Origin of the sequence: Aestuariibius sp. HNIBRBA575, from assembly GCF_040932005.1 — a bacterium.
Lineage (GTDB): Bacteria > Pseudomonadota > Alphaproteobacteria > Rhodobacterales > Rhodobacteraceae > CANLNM01.
Window position 1 is genome coordinate 98,126 of record NZ_CP162414.1, and the last position, 18,119, is coordinate 116,244.

Sequence of the window (18,119 nt, forward strand, 5' to 3'; positions counted from 1 at the left end):
AATGAGTATTTCACAATCTCTTCAAAACGCACTCAGCGGATTGAACGCCAATGCACGCGCCGCCGAAATTGTTTCGGCGAACTTGGCCAACGTGATGACCGAAGGCTACGGTCCAAGGCAGCTCGAATTATCGAGCATGAATGTTGGCGGCCATGGCGCTGGTGTTCGAATTGATGGCGTTGTCCGGCTTGTCGATCGTGGCTTGCTGGCGGATCGTCGCATTTCTGACGCTGACCATCAGCGTAACGGTATGTTGCATGATGCATTTGTTCGAATGGAGGATGCACTTGGCGGAATTGACGACGCTCACTCAATTGGCAGCCGGGTCGGTCAGGTTGAACAAGCCCTCATTTTTGCTGCAAGCGATCCATCGTCGGATCAGCGGCTACGACAGGTTGTGTCGGGGTTTGACAGTCTTGCAACGACATTAAACACCGCGTCTGATTCAGTTCAGCAAATGCGGGAAGAGGCAGACGCAAGCATTGCGTCTCAAGTAGATACCTTGAATCGCACGCTGCGAAATGTAGAGGCGTTGAATGGTGATATCAGTCGGGCGCTGAACTCTGGCTATGATGCGACAGCGTTGTTTGATCAGCGCCAAAGATTGGTCGATGAGATTTCAGGCATCGTACCTTTGCGCCAAATGGATCGTTCAAATGGTCAAATTGCTCTGATGACCACCACGGGGTTTCAGCTGGTTGATGGTACATCGGCAGAAATTGAATTTACTCCAACCGCCGTCATCACACCAGACATGACGTATGGTTCAGGTGCGTTGTCAGGTTTGACAATTGATGGCGTGCCCTTTCCATCGGGCGAGGCTGCCGGCCCGTTTGAGGGGGGGACCCTAGGCGCGGCATTTGAACTGAGGGATCAAGAACTGGTAGGAGTCCAAGATCATTTGGACGCGGTCGCAAGAAATTTGATTGAGAGGTTCCAAGATCCAGCAGTTGACCCGTCTCTAGGAGCAACTGACGCCGGGCTTTTGACTGATCGTGGGGCTCAATTTGATGTGCTGGACACCGTAGGGTTAGCTGGGCGCATTAGTATAAATCCCAATATTGACCCTAACCAAGGAGGCTTGCTTTCCCGACTTCGCGACGGGGTCCAAGCGGCGACCGTTGGGCCGGTAGGGGACACGAGCATGCTAAATGGTTGGTTATCTGCATTACAAGAATCGAGAAGCTTACATACTGGTGGTATGACCGGGTCAGCTGCGTCTCACGGGTCAGCCGTACACACATCGATCGGTGCCATGCGGATCAATCAAGAAAGTGACGTTGCGGTGTCATCTGCGCGATGGGGAGCATTGAAAAATGCAGAACTCGCAAATGGTGTCGACACAGATTACGAAATGCAGCGCCTGCTCGTGATTGAAGAATCCTATGCAGCGAATGCCAAAGTTATTCAGACCATCAATTCGCTGATGCAGACATTAATGGAGATTTGATAGATGCCTCGAACAACCATTGGAACAATGTCGCAACATTTTTTGACGCAACGCAACAATGTCCGGTTGCGAACACAAATGAACACCCTGACAAATGAGCTGTCCACGGGCAAAAAGAGTGATATCGCCCGCGCCGTAGGATTGGACAGTGGTCGGTTGGCTCACCTCGACAATCGCCTGACGCTACTAGGTGCATTTGAACTTTCGGGGAAGGAACTTTCAAATACCCTAGGGGCAATGCAACTTTCATTGGGCGCAGTGGAAACCGCACGATCCGATCTGACCAATAAGCTGATAACAATCAATTCTGGCAGCTCCCAAAACACTCGCGACTTGGCCAGTAGCAATGGTCAGGATGCATTTGAAAAAGTGGTCAGTTCGATGAATGTTCAGTTTGGTGGCCGTTCTTTGTTTGGCGGTGCGCAAACGAATGGACCGGTATTGGCTGATGCATCAGATATGTTGGCTGATATCCAGGCGAATATCGGGGCTCTTACATCAGCATCAGACGTAATCACTGCAGTCGACGATTGGTTTGATTCTCCGACCGGTGGATTTGCTTCGATGGGATATCTTGGGGGAACCGGAGCCCAAGTTGAACAGAAATTGGGTGATGGTACCGAAATCTCAAGCGACTTTCGCGCAAATTCAGACGAGGTGCGAAATGTATTGAAGGGCACGGTAATTGCAGCAATTGCAACAAATGCGGGTGGCGCTACTGGCTCTGCAAATGAAGTCGCTTTGTTGAAGCATGCGAGCGAGCTTCTTCTTAGCAGTGGTCAAGAAATAGTCGGCATGCAGGCTCTTGTCGGGCAAAGCGAACAACGCATTGATGAAAACCTTGTTCAGTATGAAAGCGAAGCTGCAGCGCTGTCGATTGCGAGGAACAACATGGTTTCCACTGATCCATTCGAAACGGCGACTGCGCTTGAACAAACTCAGATTCAGCTCGAAACGCATTATACACTCACAGCAAGGTTATCGCGGCTTTCTCTCACGGAGTATTTGCGTTGAGAACATTAATTCAAGCATTGGTCTTTCTGCTAATCGGATCTCAAGTTTTTGCCACGCCAATCAGACTTAAAGATTTGGTGGAATTCGACGGCGTCCGAACCAATGAACTGGTAGGTTATGGATTGGTCGTTGGCTTGAATGGGTCAGGGGATGGCCTCCGAAATTCCCCTTTCACCGAAGAAATCATGTCGAATATTCTTGAACGTCTCGGTGTCAATGTGACCGGCGAACAATTCAGGCCGCGAAATGTTGCAGCAGTTCTTGTGACAGCAAAGCTACCTCCCTTTGCCCGGACGGGCAGTCCTATCGATGTGAGTGTTTCTGCAATTGGGGATGCCAGCAGTTTGTTAGGTGGAACGTTGATTATGACGCCCTTAAACGCCGCCGATGGAGAGATTTACGCCGTGGCACAAGGTGCAATCATCGCAGGGGGTGCGTCGGCAGAGGGGGATGCTGCGCGCGTAGTTCAAGGCGTTCCTACTTCTGGAATGATCCCTTCTGGAGCCACCGTGGAGAGGGAAGTTGACTTCGATTTCTCAAATTTACAAGAAATTCGACTCGCATTGCGTACACCAGATTTCACCACTGCGGCACGCATTGAAACTGCAATCAATTCAGCATTTGGACGACGTGTCGCGTTGATGACGGACGCCGGCACAGTGGCGGTCGACATTGAGGCAACGGGAATGCGTTCGCCGTCGCACGCTTTGGTACGGATTGAAAATATTGCAGTGGAGCCAGAGCGCCGTGCCCGGGTTGTTGTCGATCAACGTTCAGGGACAATCGTCATTGGTGAGGATGTCCGCATTAGCAGTGTGGCCGTTAGTCAGGGAAACTTAACCCTGCGGATCGAAGAAGCACCACTGGTCGCACAGCCGAACCCGTTTTCAGATGGAGAAACTGTAATTGTTCCCCGAACCCGTGTTGGAATCGAGGAAGAGCCTGGAATTGGGTTGGCTGAAGTACGTGAAGGCACTTCGCTTTCAGAAGTTGTTGCCGGCCTTAACGCCCTAGGGGTTTCACCAAGGGATATGATCGATATCCTTAAGACGATCAAGGCAAGTGGTGCGCTGCATGCGGATTTCATCGTTCAATAAAGGGCACAAGTGGCTAGCGCTGACTTGATCTACGTCCGAAGTGAGATGTTATTCCCATTTCAAATGATGGGAATAGTTTCATTTGCATTGCTAAACTGCAGCGTTACATGAACCGTCGCAATTGTGGGGTCAATGTGACTTTCTCACTCCGATACCCATTGTCGATTTGAACTTTTTTGGCGAAGGTTTTTAAGAACTTCTGTGCGGCCAAAAGATTTTGAAAGTTGTAATTGCAAGTTTTGCTTTTCCACACGAATGGCGTAAATTTGTTGGTTAATCTCTGTGCGACGTGCCTGAACCCACCCTTCCCACAAAGGGTCAGCACCACTGAAAACGGATGCATCTGTTTCAATGTCAATTGTTGCCGCACGACCAGAAATGGACATTTGTAGTTGGCCCAACAAGGTGTTCAATTCGGCTTCACGGCTGTTCAGTATCGACATTTGAGATTGTATTTTAGTGTAATGCGCATCAGCGAGTCTGTGTAATGTCGCCAGTTTTTTCTTGTCTGCCTTATGTCTCATTTTGATTTTCCTGCCATGCTTTCTGCAAAACGGATCGCTGCGGCAACTGCTTGATAGTGATCAGGTAATATTTCTTCTCCAACCTCAACGGTGGCAAACAACGCCCGCGCCGTCGGTGGATCCGAAAAAATGGGAATCGCATTATCGGTTCCGATTTCTCGAATTTTAGCGGCAAGTTCATCCACGCCTTTTGCGACACAAAGTGGAGCCCCGAGGCTCATTCGATCCCACTTTAATGCAACGGCATAGTGGGTCGGGTTGACGATTATGACGTCTGCATCTGGTACGTCAGCCAGCATTTGGTTCATTGCAATTTCAACAGCTTTTTGGCGACGTTGCTGCTTCATCGCCGGGTCACCGTCTGAGTTTTTCATTTCATCGGTTAGCTCTTTGCGAGACATCATGTTTTTCCTCGCGTGTTCGGCTTTTTGCCACAAAAAGTCGATGATGCCGATCGTGACAGCAACAACCAAAACAATGGAAAGAAGTCCGATGACCAAGTTGGCAAGTTCGACAACTACCAGCCGGTGTGACGTGCCAATTGAAGACATAATCCGAGGGAGTTGGTCATTGAGATAATACCCTAGAATAAAGGAATAAATTGAAAGTTTGACAAAGCTCTTGAAGAATTCGAATAGGCCGGATCTTCCAAATTTTTGCTTCATATTCGAAAGGGGTGATATCCGGGATAACTTAAATTCAAGCTTGCTTGGTGCAAAAACAATTGATTTTTGGGTAAACAGGCTTCCTAAAACTGCGACAGCTGGAATGATAAAAAGCGGCAGGAGCGCCATCAAAAGCGTGGAGAGCAGATCACCCATTTGAGAAAAATGCCCGGCAGAGAATGCTTGAATTGATAGAGCGTTTGCACCTTCTATCAAAGACTGCAGAGCGGCCCCCATGGCATTGACCGTGCTGCCCCCGACGGCGAGCAACGCAATTAACAAGCCTGCATATGAAGCAGCGGTATTTAAGTCGGTCGATTTAGGGAAATCACCCTTTTTGCGTGCGTCATCGAGCTTCTTTTGGGTGGCTTCGTGTTGCTTGTCACTGTCCTCTTCACTCATAGGTGCCACCAAATGGGGAAGACATGAAATCTAAGAAAGTCGCAGACCAAACGGACAAGATTAAAGGACTTGAAATCATGAGCAGTGCGAGCCCAGCGGCGGTAATCGCAGGGGCGCCCACAAAAGCGACCATTAATTGGGGCATGGCACGGTTAATTATGCCCAGTGTCACGTTGTATAACAACGATGCGATGATAAAGGGTGCGGCAAGTGTGAAGGCGCTCGCGAATGCTGTTGTGATTTGGGAAATGCCGATTTCTGCGACAATTTCCGAGGAGGGAAACTCTCCCGCAGGGACAAATCCGTAGGTGAGGATCAAATAATTGGCGATATGAACATGCAGCCCCAGTAATGTCGCGAGTGCGACACCTGAAATAACAAGTAAATGCGCCATCGCGGGCTGGGGGTCGTTGCCGGCGCTTCCTCCAAAAATCTGCGACAGCGACGTGGATTGCGCCGCCATTGTGCCCGCCATTTGCAATGTCAAAATAAACATACGCAAAAACAAACCGAAAAAGAGCCCTACAGCAATCTCTGAAAGGATGATTGGGATGAATCCAATTCCAGCGTCAATAGGTAAGTAAGCTGTTTGGGCGATGGCAGGATATACAACCAACGTAAACATAACGGCCATTACGAGCTTAACCCGCACAGGCACCATTTGGTCCCCGAACGCAGGAACTAGAGACATAGCGCCAGACACTCTTAGAAAAACCAGGAACAGGCCAGCTGCGCTGTCATTGTATTTTTCGATGAATTGCAGCAATTCAAACGTCATGCAGCAGGAACCATGCCCACCAATGCGGGACGCGCATCGACACCGATTTCTTCAAATGAAAGCACGGGGTTCGATATCCCCTTGGCGGACATAACCGTTCGCACAAATCGCCGCCTGCGCATTGAAGTGACAATTGCAGGGAAATTCCCGTTTTCAGCGGCAAGAGACAGTTTTGCCGAAATGGCATTTGCAAGTCTGTTGAAGTCATCAGGCGGTAGCGCGACATCAGCGGGCCCGCGATCGTTGTTGAGTTGATAGGTCGTGAACACGTCCTCCCATTCTGGCGCCAGTTGGATCAAGGGAATAGTCCCATCTTGGCGGCGAAGTTCCGCAACAAGCTGAAAGCCGAGCCTTTGACGCACGTGTTCTGCAATGCCTTCTGAAGTGGTGTGGATTTGACGTGCCTCTGCACAGGCCTCGATTATTAAGCCAAGGTTACGGATCGAGACACGCTCTTCGAGCAGCAATCTGAGGACAGATAACAAAACATCAATCGAAACACGTTCTGGGATCAACTCATCCAGCATTTTCCGATTTGCTTCTGCACGCGACGCGTCCGAGAGGTTGACCATTTCATCTAACAAGCGCCTGAGCGCCTTGAGAGTAAGAAGCCGCCGAAAGTTTCTTTTGATGACTTCAAGCAGATGCGTTGCCAATACTTCGGTGGGCAGAACCGTTGTCATGCCGCGAATGGCGGTGGCCTCTTGTTCGCCCGATGAAACCCAACGAGCTGGGGCGCCATAAACCGGTTCAGATACATCTTCGCCTGCGATGCTGTCGTCGACCGGGCCGGAAAGTAGCGCAAGGAGTTTGTCTGGTCTAAGCACATCTCTGGCTTGCTCAACGCCTTGAATTTTAATGATATATTCACCCATTGAAAGCGCCGAATTGTCGGTCAATCGGATCTCAGGTAGCAACAACCCGAATTCAGTTGCTACATGGTTCCTCATATTGGCGATCCGCGCATCCAGCCCGGTTCCTTGATCAAGTACCATTTCAACCAAATCAGGAGCAAATTCGACATGGATGTCGTCAAGGTCAAGCACGTCGCCCATCGACGTGTGAATCTGAGGTTGAACCTCGCCGACTTCAGTGGATTGTGCCAATGCGGCTTCTTGTAACTGTTTTCGACGCACTAAAAATGCGCAAGCAAACAACACGCTTGCACCGATAATGAACGGCACAAACGGCAATCCAGGCACCAGTGCAAAGAGCGCCATCAACACCCCTACTGTAGTAAGAGCAGAAGGGTGGCGGCCGAGCTGAGATACCATCGCGAGGTCGGTTGCGCCCTTTGCACCGCCCCTGGCCAAAAGCAATGCCGAAGCAATCGAGATAATGACGGAAGGGATTTGGCTGACCAGCCCATCGCCAACTGTTAGAATGGAATAGGTTTCAAATGCCTTTCCAATCGCCATATCATGCATCGTCACGCCGATGATTAAGCCAACAATCAAATTCAAGCCCGTGATAAGCAGGCCAGCGACTGCGTCGCCTTTTACAAATTTGGAAGCACCGTCAAGTGAGCCAAAAAAAGTGGTTTCGGCTTGTTCGGTTTCTCGACGCAGCTTTGCTTCTTCATGATTGATTGCGCCAGCGCTCATATCGCTGTCGATAGCGAGCTGTTTTCCGGGCATGCCATCAAGGGCGAAGCGCGCCCCAACTTCGGCCATACGCGTCGCGCCTTTGTTAATGACGATAAAGTTTACAATGAGCAGGACGCAAAAAACGACAAGGCCTAGAAAGACGTTGCCCCCCATGACGAAGTTGGCAAACCCTTCAATGACTTCCCCGGCGGCGTTTGTGCCGGTGTGACCTTCTCCAATGATGAGTTTCGTTGACGAGACATTCAAAGACAAACGCAGCATCAAGGATGCCAACAAAACCGTCGGGAACGAAGAAAAATCAAGCGGACGTTCGATGAATAGCGTGACGGTAAATATCAAAATCGCAAGTGAAAACGAAACTGCCAATCCAAGGTCAAGTACCCAAGCTGGCATTGGGAGGATCATCATTACGATGATGGCCATCAAAGCCAGGGACAAAAGGATTGTTGGCTGAAACAGGTTTTTCAGCGAAAAACTATTCATCGTTTCCCTCCGGTATTGTTACGAAAGAACGATGGGCCAACTTTGTTTTACTAACTTGCGCGTAAACCTTGATCATATTGATGTCGGAGTTTGGTAAATTAAAGTATGTATTTGGACGAAAAGCCATAGCTGCACCTTCTGCTGCATCTATAGTTTTAGTAAATTGAGAATGTTTATAATTGGTTATCTATAGAGAGGGTTCAGCTATTCATCAGATGTTGGGGAGCTTTCGGAAGGATACCTAGCAAGAAGAGCTGACACAAAATCGCGAGTCTGTGAGGATTCCTCTAGCAATTGCGAACGTGCGGTTAGGGATGCAGTAGAGTTTATTGGATCCAAATTTACGTTGTTCATACGCGCCGCTGCGGTTTGAAGGAGTTGATCTTCAGATTGCGCAATGCGGTTCCACGCCTGAGCTCTCCAAGCCAGATTTGAGTTATCTTCCAACTCAGCGATCTCTAGTGTTTGATGTGCTTCTTTATACGCACCTTGGTTGATTAGGCTGTTAACGCGGATTTGCTGAGATCGAGTGTCAGAGAGGCCAGATAAAACTCTGTCGACTAATTCTATGTCCCCGACAATAGCCGCAGCTTCAGCGCGAATATACCTTCTCTCACGCATGTCATCACGTGTTGCGGCTGTTCTTAGAACATCCAAGGCACGCTCAGGAAATCCATAGGAAATTAGACGCTCGGCAAATTCGTTGCCGACGTCCGGGGGGAGGAAATCAAGATTGTTTTCGAAGGTAAATTCCAAGAATTCGCCTTGATTGGAATTCTCTGCAAAGGCTTGAAAAAAACTATGTCGCGTTGTCTCAAATTCGGGCTCATGGAAGTCGTGTTCGGCTTGATTCAACAACTCAAATCCCCGCGTAAAGTTGCTGTTGGCAACGTTTGCGGATATTTCAGCAGCTAATAAGCGATTAGAGGCTGATTTTTCTGCACCTTGTAATCGAAGCGATTCAGCGAGTGACAAAATGGAGGCATCTACATTTTGACCCTCAGCAAGAGACAACTCGATTAACCTCGACACACCATCTGCGGTTAGTCGAGGGCTCTCTTCTGCGAGCTCTGATAACTGATCAACAGCTTCAAGTTCATTGCCCTGCTCTACGCTAACTTCAGCTAAGACCAAACCAATTTGAGCAGGCTCGGTAACACCGCTTTGAAGGGCCTGTTTCAATGAATTTTCTGCGGAGTCTCCGTCCCCTGCTTCTACCAGAAGCTCAGCTAATGTTGTTCCAAGATGCCCCCGCAGCTGTTTTGGCAAAGCTCTCAGAGTGCGCACCAAAACCGCGTGGTCTACGTTGTAGTCGCTTGGAATGTCTTGGAGCGCAAGAACGGCCCACAATGAAGAACTTGATTTGCAACTTAGTTGTGAATTCCAATCCATCTTTGATGTCTTATGACCATCTACAATTAGTGCCATTTCCGATAGCAATGCGGTTTCATCTGAATCAGAGTCCAAAAGCGCCAAAACTTGGAGCGCTTCTGCGCCAAATCCAAAATAGATGTAGGTTCGCGCAAGATGAATTACGCTATCACTCTGCAGTGACCCGGATTCAGAGGTTAAATTGAGGCGGTCCTCGCGAACCTGAGCATCAAATTCTGCCTCCTCCGAAAGCCAACTGCTCACATCAAATTGAGAGTTATCTAGACAACCAGACAGGCTGCGCTCAACGCCCTCGAAGCCGCCGTAAATCGGGCTGTCGCGTTCAATTGTTGTGCGCGTTGAAACGCCGCTGGTGGGGATGACATCAATTGATTCTGCTTGTTCTGCCGGGCTGGTCTGTATTTGTTCATTTTCGATGCTTTGAAAATCAGAAGCGGCGAGCAACCCCTGACTGGCGGCTCGTGCGAGGCCTTCGACGAGCTGTTCTTCAACCTCACCCACGCGTTCAAAATTTGGCTCTAACGCTTGGTTTTGAAAAAAGTCTGTTGTTTCCCTATTTTGCACTGTGTTTGAGATTACAATGGGAAGTGTAATTGCATTTTCAGGCCGTGTTCTTGCAAGATGCCTTTGTTCTGAAACAGGCTCAGACTCTCGGGGATACAACAAGGCTTCGAATTCGGAAGAAGCAGGGGGAGGACCGTCAACGATATCTATGACTAGTCTGTCGTTGCGCCATAAAAATGCAGTTGCATGACAATCACAACCAAGTTGCAAAGAAAGTTCACCGTCGTCAGCACTAATTGAGGCCAATCTATCATTTTGAATTCGTTCATAAACTTGCGAAGTGTTGAATAGAACGTTTTCTTGATTTATCTCGAGTCCATATCCGAGGTTGGTCCTGCCAAGAATCCAGTCGGAACCAGTTGGTATCGATACAACAAGACGTGCAAAGCTGTCATGATCTCCGCTTCGGATTTCATAAGTCTCAGCGTTGGTTATCGCGGGGAAAGCTGTAAGAACTGAGAGGAGAAACAGCCGCTTCATGCTGCTTCCTGCTTGGCTGATTTCAAGGCTTCTTCCAAATCTGAAAAGCTTGGCCGGAAATGCCCTGGAGTATTCTGGCGACCAACCTCAATACAGATATTCGTGGCGTGTTGGTGCAGATTGGCAACCAGGACTTCCCTAATGAGTTGATAGAAATGCGAATCTTCTTCAATTACGGTTTTGACTTTAACGGCGAAAGGGCCAACTAGGCCATAAGCGAGGAACACGCCCAGAAACGTTCCGACGAGCGCGCCACCGATCAACTTTCCCAAAACTTCGGGTGGTTGATCAATAGAACCCATCGTTTTAATCACCCCCAAAACCGCCGCAACAATTCCAAGAGCGGGAAGCCCGTCTGCGATGGTTTGCAATGCATGAGTCGAGTGCATCTTGTGATGCAGGCTTGCTTCGATGCGTTTTTCGAGCACCTCTTCCACTTGATGAGGATCATCGTAATTCATCGAAACTGAACGCAAAGTGTCACAAATAAGAGCAACCGCCTCTGAATCTGCAGACACTTTGGGATAACGTCCAAAAATGCTCGATTCAGGTGGGTTTTCAATGTGTTCTTCAAGCGCAACAGGGCTCGACCGAGCGACCCGAATAAGCTCATATAACAGGCAAAGCAGGTCGCGATAATCTTCTGCAGCCCATTTGGGACCTTTGAAAACTTTCCCAACATCTTTGATCGTATGTTTGATGGCAGGAACATCATTGCCGATGACAAATGCGCCAACGGCAGCGCCCCCGATCATGATCATCTCAAATGGCAGGGTTTTAAGGATAATTCCCATCTTGCCCCCCGCCAAAAGGTATCCGCCAAACACCATGATAAAGATGATCGCGATGCCAATCAGACCCACCATTCTCAGACACTCCAACTTTAATAATGTTATTGAGGAAGACGTTTCCTCGTGGTTAGAAGGATTGCAGAAAACCCTTAAAGCTTTCTGATCATTTCTTATTCCGTAGGAACATTTGCATTGCGGCCGGCAACAATTACGCTGATCGCATATGCGGTGGATGGTTCTAATCCGGCCATAATTGATGCGGCGGCGTCTGGGCGCATTCGACCAAGAAAACCAGCGGCAAAATTGGGTGCCATTTCTTCGAACAATAACGACGCTTCAGCGGGTTTCATGTTCTCATAGACACTAGTTAATCTGTCGATGTCGTTTTCTGCAGCGCTATCGGCTAAGGCAATGGTGTCGCGCAGACTCTGTTCAGCGGCTGTGAGCTGAGCAAGTTTTTCGTCGATCTCTTGTTCAGCAAGTGTCAAAGCGTGCAATCGATCTTCGAGTTGACCTTCACGTTGCCGAATGCGTTCTTCCCGTGTTTGGAACGCAGTGATGAGCCCTTCCAGGTTTTCTCCGCCTTCACAGATCCCGGTTTCCGAATCGCTCACCTCAACTGCTTCAGGTAAATCTACGCTGTCGCGAGCGTACGCTTGTGACGCTTCGGACCCGACGCGCAACATTCCTGACATCATGAGTAACCCTGTGACGATAAACAAAGCTCCTCGGCGTTGACGGAGCCGCCTTTTCATCGTGATTCTCCATTCGTTTCAGGATGGCGCACAAACAAAGGCGCATTCGGTGATCGCGTAGGCTTGGGTGTTGGGTCTGGCAGGTCGTGCATAGAGGCCAATAGCAATTCAATTCTTTTGGCGACGGCTTCTGCTCTTTGCGTGTGGGAAACCAAAGTTGTCCCTGAATCACGTGCTTGGGCCCGCGTTTTGACAAGCATTTTGTTCAAATCATCAACCTGTGCCGACAAGAGAGCAACTGCCCCTCCGACACCTTTTTCTAAATCGGTAAAACGTCTTAGTCTGCGGGACAAAACATAACAATAAAGTGCTGCGCCAAACGCTCCAGCGCCAAGCAATACATCCGCGATGTAGATCATATTTTCATCCTCAAATTGGTACAAATTCCATGATGAGCAAGTCTGAAACTCGTCCATCTCCGGTTACGATTTTTACGCGTCTCAGCATTTGAGAACGCAATCGATAAAGGGCGGCCGGATCTTCAAGATCGGCAACATCTACAGCCCGCAAATAGCCATTCAACACATCAATGATTCGCGGTGCTACGCCCTGAACTTCGTCCGCATATTCTGGAGGCACCTCCAGACTAGCGCGAAATCGCAAATGTGATCCGCCAGTCAACCCTGGCATCGCAATCATCAATGGATCTAGCTCGATAAAGCTCATGGGTGTTAAGGGATCGAGAGGCGGTTCTTCGGCATGATCTTCGGCAACTTCCACGTGATCGCTGCCGCCGATTAGGCCCATTTGCACAGCAAAAAAACCACCTGCACCCCCGACAATGGCAAAGACCAAGCCAAGAATGAGCGGTAGTTTAGACGCCTTTTTTGGTTCTTCTTCTGTGGCCTCGGGTTCGTCGGACATGCCAAGCCTCGTGCATTTTGTTCAATTCGTTCGAAACAATTCATAAACCGATATCCACTAACCGATTGTTAAGGCTGTTCGATCATTTAGGAATTCAGACGGACAGAAAGTTCGTCTCTAATTAGAGGTGATCCCTTGGACGGCATAAGCTCCCTTTGGAACAATCTTTCTTCGTCGAAGAAATTGATCGTAGTTCTTGCATCCATTGCTGTATTTGCAGCAGTCATTTCACTTGGGCGATTAGGTCCAAGCCGTGACATGTCTTTGCTTTTTGGTGGCCTAGAATCAAAAACAGCGGGGGAAGTTGTTGCCTCGCTTGAGGCGCAAGGGGTGATCTATGAAATTCGCGGCGAAGCGATTTACGTAGAAACATCAAAACGTGATTCTTTGCGCATGACTTTGGCCGGAGAGGGATTACCGGCGAATGGTGGATCAGGTTACGAATTGCTGGATAATCTGTCTGGGTTTGGCACCACGTCCCAGATGTTTAATGCCGCTTATTGGCGCGCCAAAGAGGGGGAGTTGGCAAGAACGATTCTTGCGAGCCCACATGTTCGTTCTGCGCGTGTGCACATCTCAACGCCAAGTTCACGAAGCTTTCAGCGCGACCAAAAAACGACAGCCGCGGTAACGGTGGCGACCGCAGGTGGAAATCTGTCGGTCTCTCAGGCCAGAGCGCTCAGATATTTGGTGGCGTCTTCTGTTCCGGGACTGGCGCCTGATGATGTGGCGGTGATTGATGGCGAAGGTGGCTTAATCGGCGCTAGCGAAGAAGCAGGCGCAGGAAATTCGTCCAGTGATCGCGCGCAGCAAATTCGGGATCGCGTTCAAAGGCTGCTAGAGGCGCGCGTTGGCTATGGGAACGCTGTAGTTGAAGTTGCGGTTGATACGGTGACGGAAACCGAATCGATCGTCGAACGTCGGTTTGACCCAGATGGCCGCGTTGCCATTAGCACCGAAGTCGAAGAACGCACAAACACCGCCCAAGATGTCGGCGGCGGTGGGGTGACTGTCGCTTCAAATCTACCCGATGGTGATGGTGCGGGCGGGGACGGGAATTCGTCGAGCCAAAATTCAGAAACGCGCCAAAGAACGAACTATGAAGTGTCCGAAACTCAACGGGAAATTATCAAAGCACCGGGCGCAATCAGAAGGTTGAGCGTTGCGGTTCTCATAAACGAATCCGTCACGACAGATGAGGATGGAAACGAAATCACCGAGCCGCGTTCAGAGGATGAAATGACGGCACTGCGCGAATTGGTTTCCTCGGCGGTGGGATTTGATGAAGCCCGCGGAGACGTCATAACACTTCAGTCCATGAGCTTTGAGCCGATTGAGCCTGTAGGTTCTGAAGCAGGGCCAATTGTCTCAACCAGTGCACCTTTGGACGTCATGTCGCTGATAAAGCTGGGCGTCATTTCAATAGTTGCCCTGATTTTGGGCCTGTTTGTGGTGCGGCCAATTTTGACAAGTGGTGCGACGGTTTTGCCTGAACCTCTTGCGTTGCCGAACGATGATTCCGAAGCTGAATTGGGTGAGGCATCTGAACCGTTAGAAGACGTACCACTTGCTCTGCCGGGCGCCCCGATGCTGGGAATGGCCGACTTTGGCGACCCAGATATGATGATGGGTGGTGGCGATTTTATGGAAGAAAATCCAGTCGATCGCCTACGTGAGATGATCGAAGAACGGCAGGATGAAACTATGCAGATTTTGCAAAACTGGATGGATGATCCCGCCGACGAAGTAGAGAAGGTTTAACATGGGGAATACCATCTTATTTGAGGATTTCACCTCAACTGAAGTAGAAGAAGTTGAGCCGTCTTTGACCTATGAGGACGGATATTCGACAGGCTTTGAGGCAGGGATTGCCCAAGCCCAAGCAACGCAGGATGCGATATCCTCTGAAATGCTGCAGGTCCTGTCAGATCTCAGCTTTACCTATGCGCAGGCGCGTCACGATCTGCTGAAGTCATTGGAACCTTTGTTTGATTCAATTTGCACAGCATTGTTGCCTGCGCTTGCCCAGTCATCACTTGGACCACAGCTGGTAGAGTTTTTATTGCAAAATGCCCGGGATCTGAGCGCAGATCCGGCGCTAGTCGTTTCGGCTCACCCATCAGAGGTGGCGGCGCTAAAGTCCCATTTGAATGCGCAGTTTGACGCGCCAATTCAGTTTGAGCCTGATGGCTCATTTGAAGTTGGTCAGGTTCTTTTGAAACACAATGAAAACGAGACGATCATAGATATGACTGAGGCTGTTGAGAACATAATTGTTTCTCTTTCCGCACTTCGTGAAAGCCAAAACGACCTGAAACAGAGTGGATATTCAAATGAATGAAAATGATGCAAACCCGCTTCGAAATGTTCCTATTGAAATTTCTATATCTGTGGGGCGCGCGCGCCCATCGATTGGGGAACTACTGGATTTAGGTGAAAACGCTGTTCTTTCACTTGATCGTCGTATCGATGATCCAGTCGAATTGTTTATTGGTGACAAGTTAATTGCGCGAGGTGAATTGCAAGAGGCCGAAGGCGGTGAACCCGGTCAATTGGCGGTAAAACTAACTGAAGTTGCATCGCTGAAAGGCGAACTCGGCTAAATGAAGCACATAAGTCTAATTTTAGTCTTTTTGTTTGCTTTGGCGCTGCCAGCCTCAGCACAAGATCTGTCGCTTTCTTTAGGGGCAGATAGTTCAACGGCAACCCGATCCGTCCAACTCATTGCTTTAATCACAGTTCTGAGCTTAGCGCCCGGATTACTGATGATGATCACGTGTTTTCCTTTTGTTGTGACTGTTCTGGCCATTCTGCGCCAAGCGATTGGCCTGCAACAGTCACCTCCGAATATGTTGATTGTGACACTTGCCCTTTTTCTTACGTATTTTGTTATGGAACCCGTGTTTCTAACGTCTTGGGCGAATGGCGTGGCGCCGTTGATTGCAGAAGCCATCGATATAGAAGAGGCATTTGTCCGTGCGATAGAGCCATTTCGTGAGTTCATGAGCAATAGGATTGACCCTGGTACGTTTGAGGCGCTCGCGTCGTTGCGCGGCGATGTTGATCCCGGGATGGCAATTCCAGAATCTCCACTTTCCGTTTTGGTTCCTTCATTTTTATTAAGTGAACTTGAACGCGCATTTCAGATTGGCTTTCTGATATTCTTGCCTTTTTTGATCATCGATCTAGTGGTTGCGGCTGTTCTTATGTCGATGGGGATGATGATGGTTCCACCTGCAATTGTCTCATTGCCGTTCAAGTTGGCGTTCTTTGTGATTGCTGACGGATGGGCGTTGATCGCGCAGAGCCTCGTGCGTAGCTATTTATAGCAGCTATACCGAATCCCGAACGGTTGATGGTGATGTGCGAAGTGCTGGACCATCGCAAACCTGTCGCTAAACTGCTGTCAGCAGCACCTAGCGCATCGTTCAAGAGGTTCGAGATTATGAAAACTATGATTCTGGTTGGGGCGTTGTTAACAGCGGCATCCAACTCTATAGCGGAAAGCCACGAAACGCCATTGCAAGGCGATATTGCAAATGGTGAGACACTTTTTGCGCGCCAATGCGTGGCATGTCATGTGGTTGTGAATGACGCAGGCGAAACGCTTGCTGGGCGCAGTGCGCGCACTGGTCCGAACTTGTTTGGATCGACTTTGCGTCCGATCGGAACGGTTGAAGGATATAGATATGGATCCGCAATTCTCTCTCTGGGCGAGCAAGGATTGCACTGGGACGAAGAAGGGTTTGTTGGCTATATCCAGGATCCGACGGCGTGGCTAAGAGACGCGACCGGCGATGCCAGTGCACGCGGAAAGATGTCATACAAAGTTAGGGAGGAAAGCGATGCTTATGATATTTACGCCTATTTGCATTCGCTTGATCTAGAGCCGGAAAGCTGAACTGTGCTTTACCTAAAATCTAACCACTCGGGCTTGCTGATCGCTAGCAGGCCCGAGTAAACAATATGTAGGTTCAAACGATCGTTTGATCAGACATCTTGCCGGACAATGTCGATAATTAGAACATCAACGATCCGGTCCCCCATAATTTCAAATGCGGCGTCACGAAGCGCTTCGCGTAGAATGCGCATGTTGGTTGTGCTGGTAAACGCCCCACTGAAACCACCTTGATTGGCATGTTCAAAAAACACCTGGAGAAAGTGATCCCGTAGTTTGGGTTCATGGGCAAAGACGGCTTCTTTTCCACCTGCGGGCACTTCGATACTAAGAGACAAAACAACGAGCGCATCGACAGCTGAATCCACAACGACAGGCACAACGAATTGGTTGTTGAGCCTTGCATATTCACGCCCCTCAACTTCCTCGGTTGGATCGGGACTTGGTTCTGCCGCTGCGTGTTCCACTTGCTCGGTCACATGCGGAACATCTCCGCAGGGGTTGTCAGATTGTGCCAGCTCAGGTTCAGGAGGAGGAGAAAGAAACAATCCTGCCCCGACTCCGCCCCCTACTCCGACGATGAGCAAGATCAATGGAATGAGAAGTTTTTTCATCGAGTCAGTCCTTAGAATGGCAAAATGATATCAGCGACTTGCTGGCCGTATCTTGGTTGTTGCATGTCAGTAATCTGACCAGACCCACCATAAGAAATCCGCGCTGAGGCGATCTTGTCGTAAGTAATCTCGTTTTGGCGGCTGATGTCTTCTGGTCTGACATATCCCGTGACCAGCAATTCCCGCATCTCAAAATTCACGCGAACCTCTTGGCTGCCTGATATCGATAAAACGCCATTGGGCAGGACATCTACGATGGTTGCTGCAACGCGCAATGTTAGTTTTTCATTGCGGCTGACCGACCCATCCCCGCTGGAACTGCTTGATGAATTTAAACCCACGGCGGCGCTCATACTGGCGCCTTCTGGTAGGTTTTCGTCAATACGTTGCGGAATGCCAAACAGTGACGGAACGGACATCTGTTCAGATCCAGCACGTGAGCGCGCGCTTGAATTAGAAATCTCAGCTCGGTCGTCGATTTCAATAACCACAGTCATGATATCACCGCGAATGGCCGCGCGCCGTTCACCAAGCAATGATCCCCTGGTCCCCGACCAAAGTGATGCCGGCGCTGCTGGCGTAATGGGGGCCGTATCAGCGGCAAGTGGCAAGCCAGGCGTCATCATTGCGGTGTGTTCTTGCGTGGCTTGAGGGGGGCTAAATTCCGGTTCTTGTCCCACATTTTCCAACCGAGCACATGCCGTTACTGATATAAGGGCGAAAAGGATAATTTTTTTCAAT

General features: G+C 49.5%; 19 protein-coding genes. 8 read left to right on the top strand and 11 right to left on the bottom strand.

Features of this window, described 5'->3' with window-relative positions; genetic code table 11:
* The first annotated feature begins 1 nt into the window (after window position 1).
* The 3 genes from flgK (at window position 2) to AB1F12_RS00515 (ending at window position 3,561) form a co-directional block, all read left to right on the top strand.
* On the top strand, window positions 2–1,450 hold the full coding sequence (gene flgK / locus AB1F12_RS00505; RefSeq protein ID WP_368185749.1) for a flagellar hook-associated protein FlgK: 1,449 nt from the start codon (window positions 2–4) through the stop codon (window positions 1,448–1,450).
* A 78-nt stretch (window positions 1,451–1,528) separates the two neighbouring features.
* Entirely contained in the window at window positions 1,529–2,464 is a 936-nt protein-coding gene (locus AB1F12_RS00510) for a flagellin (protein WP_368185750.1), read from the top strand.
* Window positions 2,461–3,561 (top strand): flagellar basal body P-ring protein FlgI, encoded by a 1,101-nt coding sequence (locus tag AB1F12_RS00515; RefSeq protein WP_368185752.1) that lies wholly within the window; start codon window positions 2,461–2,463, stop codon window positions 3,559–3,561. Before AB1F12_RS00510 ends, AB1F12_RS00515 begins: the two co-directional genes overlap by 4 nt.
* Before the next feature lie 143 nt (window positions 3,562–3,704).
* On the opposite strand, the gene AB1F12_RS00520 is transcribed toward AB1F12_RS00515, so the two are convergent.
* The 9 genes from AB1F12_RS00520 to fliL form a co-directional block, all read right to left on the bottom strand.
* Complete coding sequence (locus AB1F12_RS00520) at window positions 3,705–4,085, bottom strand: hypothetical protein (protein WP_368185753.1); 381 nt, start codon at window positions 4,083–4,085, stop codon at window positions 3,705–3,707.
* Entirely contained in the window at window positions 4,082–5,152 is a 1,071-nt protein-coding gene (locus tag AB1F12_RS00525) for a flagellar biosynthesis protein FlhB (protein WP_368185754.1), read from the bottom strand. Before AB1F12_RS00525 ends, AB1F12_RS00520 begins: the two co-directional genes overlap by 4 nt.
* Window positions 5,145–5,930, bottom strand: a complete 786-nt coding sequence (locus AB1F12_RS00530) for a flagellar biosynthetic protein FliR (protein WP_368185756.1) — start codon at window positions 5,928–5,930, stop codon at window positions 5,145–5,147. The genes AB1F12_RS00525 and AB1F12_RS00530 overlap by 8 nt, the downstream gene beginning before the upstream one ends.
* On the bottom strand, window positions 5,927–8,020 hold the full coding sequence (flhA, locus tag AB1F12_RS00535; RefSeq protein ID WP_368185757.1) for a flagellar biosynthesis protein FlhA: 2,094 nt from the start codon (window positions 8,018–8,020) through the stop codon (window positions 5,927–5,929). Before flhA ends, AB1F12_RS00530 begins: the two co-directional genes overlap by 4 nt.
* 204 nt (window positions 8,021–8,224) lie before the next feature.
* Entirely contained in the window at window positions 8,225–10,456 is a 2,232-nt protein-coding gene (locus AB1F12_RS00540) for a hypothetical protein (protein ID WP_368185759.1), read from the bottom strand.
* Entirely contained in the window at window positions 10,453–11,322 is an 870-nt protein-coding gene (motA, locus tag AB1F12_RS00545; protein ID WP_368185760.1) for a flagellar motor stator protein MotA, read from the bottom strand. Before motA ends, AB1F12_RS00540 begins: the two co-directional genes overlap by 4 nt.
* Window positions 11,323–11,417: 95 nt before the next feature.
* Window positions 11,418–11,969 (bottom strand): MotE family protein, encoded by a 552-nt coding sequence (locus AB1F12_RS00550; RefSeq protein ID WP_368185763.1) that lies wholly within the window; start codon window positions 11,967–11,969, stop codon window positions 11,418–11,420.
* A 29-nt stretch (window positions 11,970–11,998) separates the two neighbouring features.
* On the bottom strand, window positions 11,999–12,361 hold the full coding sequence (locus AB1F12_RS00555) for a hypothetical protein (protein ID WP_368185765.1): 363 nt from the start codon (window positions 12,359–12,361) through the stop codon (window positions 11,999–12,001).
* Window positions 12,362–12,371: 10 nt separating this feature from the next.
* Window positions 12,372–12,866 (bottom strand): flagellar basal body-associated protein FliL, encoded by a 495-nt coding sequence (fliL, locus tag AB1F12_RS00560; protein ID WP_368185767.1) that lies wholly within the window; start codon window positions 12,864–12,866, stop codon window positions 12,372–12,374.
* Between the two features lie 183 nt (window positions 12,867–13,049).
* On the opposite strand from fliL, the gene fliF reads away from it, so the two are divergent.
* The 5 genes from fliF (at window position 13,050) to AB1F12_RS00585 (ending at window position 16,767) form a co-directional block, all read left to right on the top strand.
* Window positions 13,050–14,627, top strand: coding sequence for a flagellar basal-body MS-ring/collar protein FliF (gene fliF, locus AB1F12_RS00565; protein WP_368185769.1), 1,578 nt, complete (start codon window positions 13,050–13,052; stop codon window positions 14,625–14,627).
* A gap of 1 nt (window position 14,628) precedes the next feature.
* Entirely contained in the window at window positions 14,629–15,207 is a 579-nt protein-coding gene (locus AB1F12_RS00570) for a hypothetical protein (RefSeq protein ID WP_368185771.1), read from the top strand.
* Window positions 15,200–15,469 carry a FliM/FliN family flagellar motor switch protein gene (locus tag AB1F12_RS00575; protein WP_368185772.1) on the top strand — a complete coding sequence of 90 codons (270 nt, stop codon included), beginning with the start codon at window positions 15,200–15,202 and terminating at the stop codon, window positions 15,467–15,469. The genes AB1F12_RS00570 and AB1F12_RS00575 overlap by 8 nt, the downstream gene beginning before the upstream one ends.
* The gene (gene fliP / locus AB1F12_RS00580) at window positions 15,470–16,195 is read left to right on the top strand and encodes a flagellar type III secretion system pore protein FliP (protein WP_368185774.1); all 726 of its coding nucleotides are present in this window, start codon (window positions 15,470–15,472) and stop codon (window positions 16,193–16,195) included.
* A gap of 116 nt (window positions 16,196–16,311) precedes the next feature.
* Window positions 16,312–16,767: a cytochrome c family protein gene (locus AB1F12_RS00585; protein WP_368185776.1), complete on the top strand. Its 456-nt coding sequence runs from the start codon at window positions 16,312–16,314 to the stop codon at window positions 16,765–16,767.
* A gap of 89 nt (window positions 16,768–16,856) precedes the next feature.
* Here AB1F12_RS00585 and AB1F12_RS00590 read toward each other — a convergent pair whose 3' ends face one another.
* Together AB1F12_RS00590 and flgH are read right to left on the bottom strand one after the other, a co-directional pair.
* On the bottom strand, window positions 16,857–17,378 hold the full coding sequence (locus tag AB1F12_RS00590; protein WP_368185777.1) for a flagellar basal body-associated FliL family protein: 522 nt from the start codon (window positions 17,376–17,378) through the stop codon (window positions 16,857–16,859).
* Window positions 17,379–17,389: 11 nt separating this feature from the next.
* Window positions 17,390–18,118, bottom strand: a complete 729-nt coding sequence (gene flgH / locus AB1F12_RS00595) for a flagellar basal body L-ring protein FlgH (protein WP_368185779.1) — start codon at window positions 18,116–18,118, stop codon at window positions 17,390–17,392.
* Window position 18,119 lies beyond the last annotated feature (1 nt).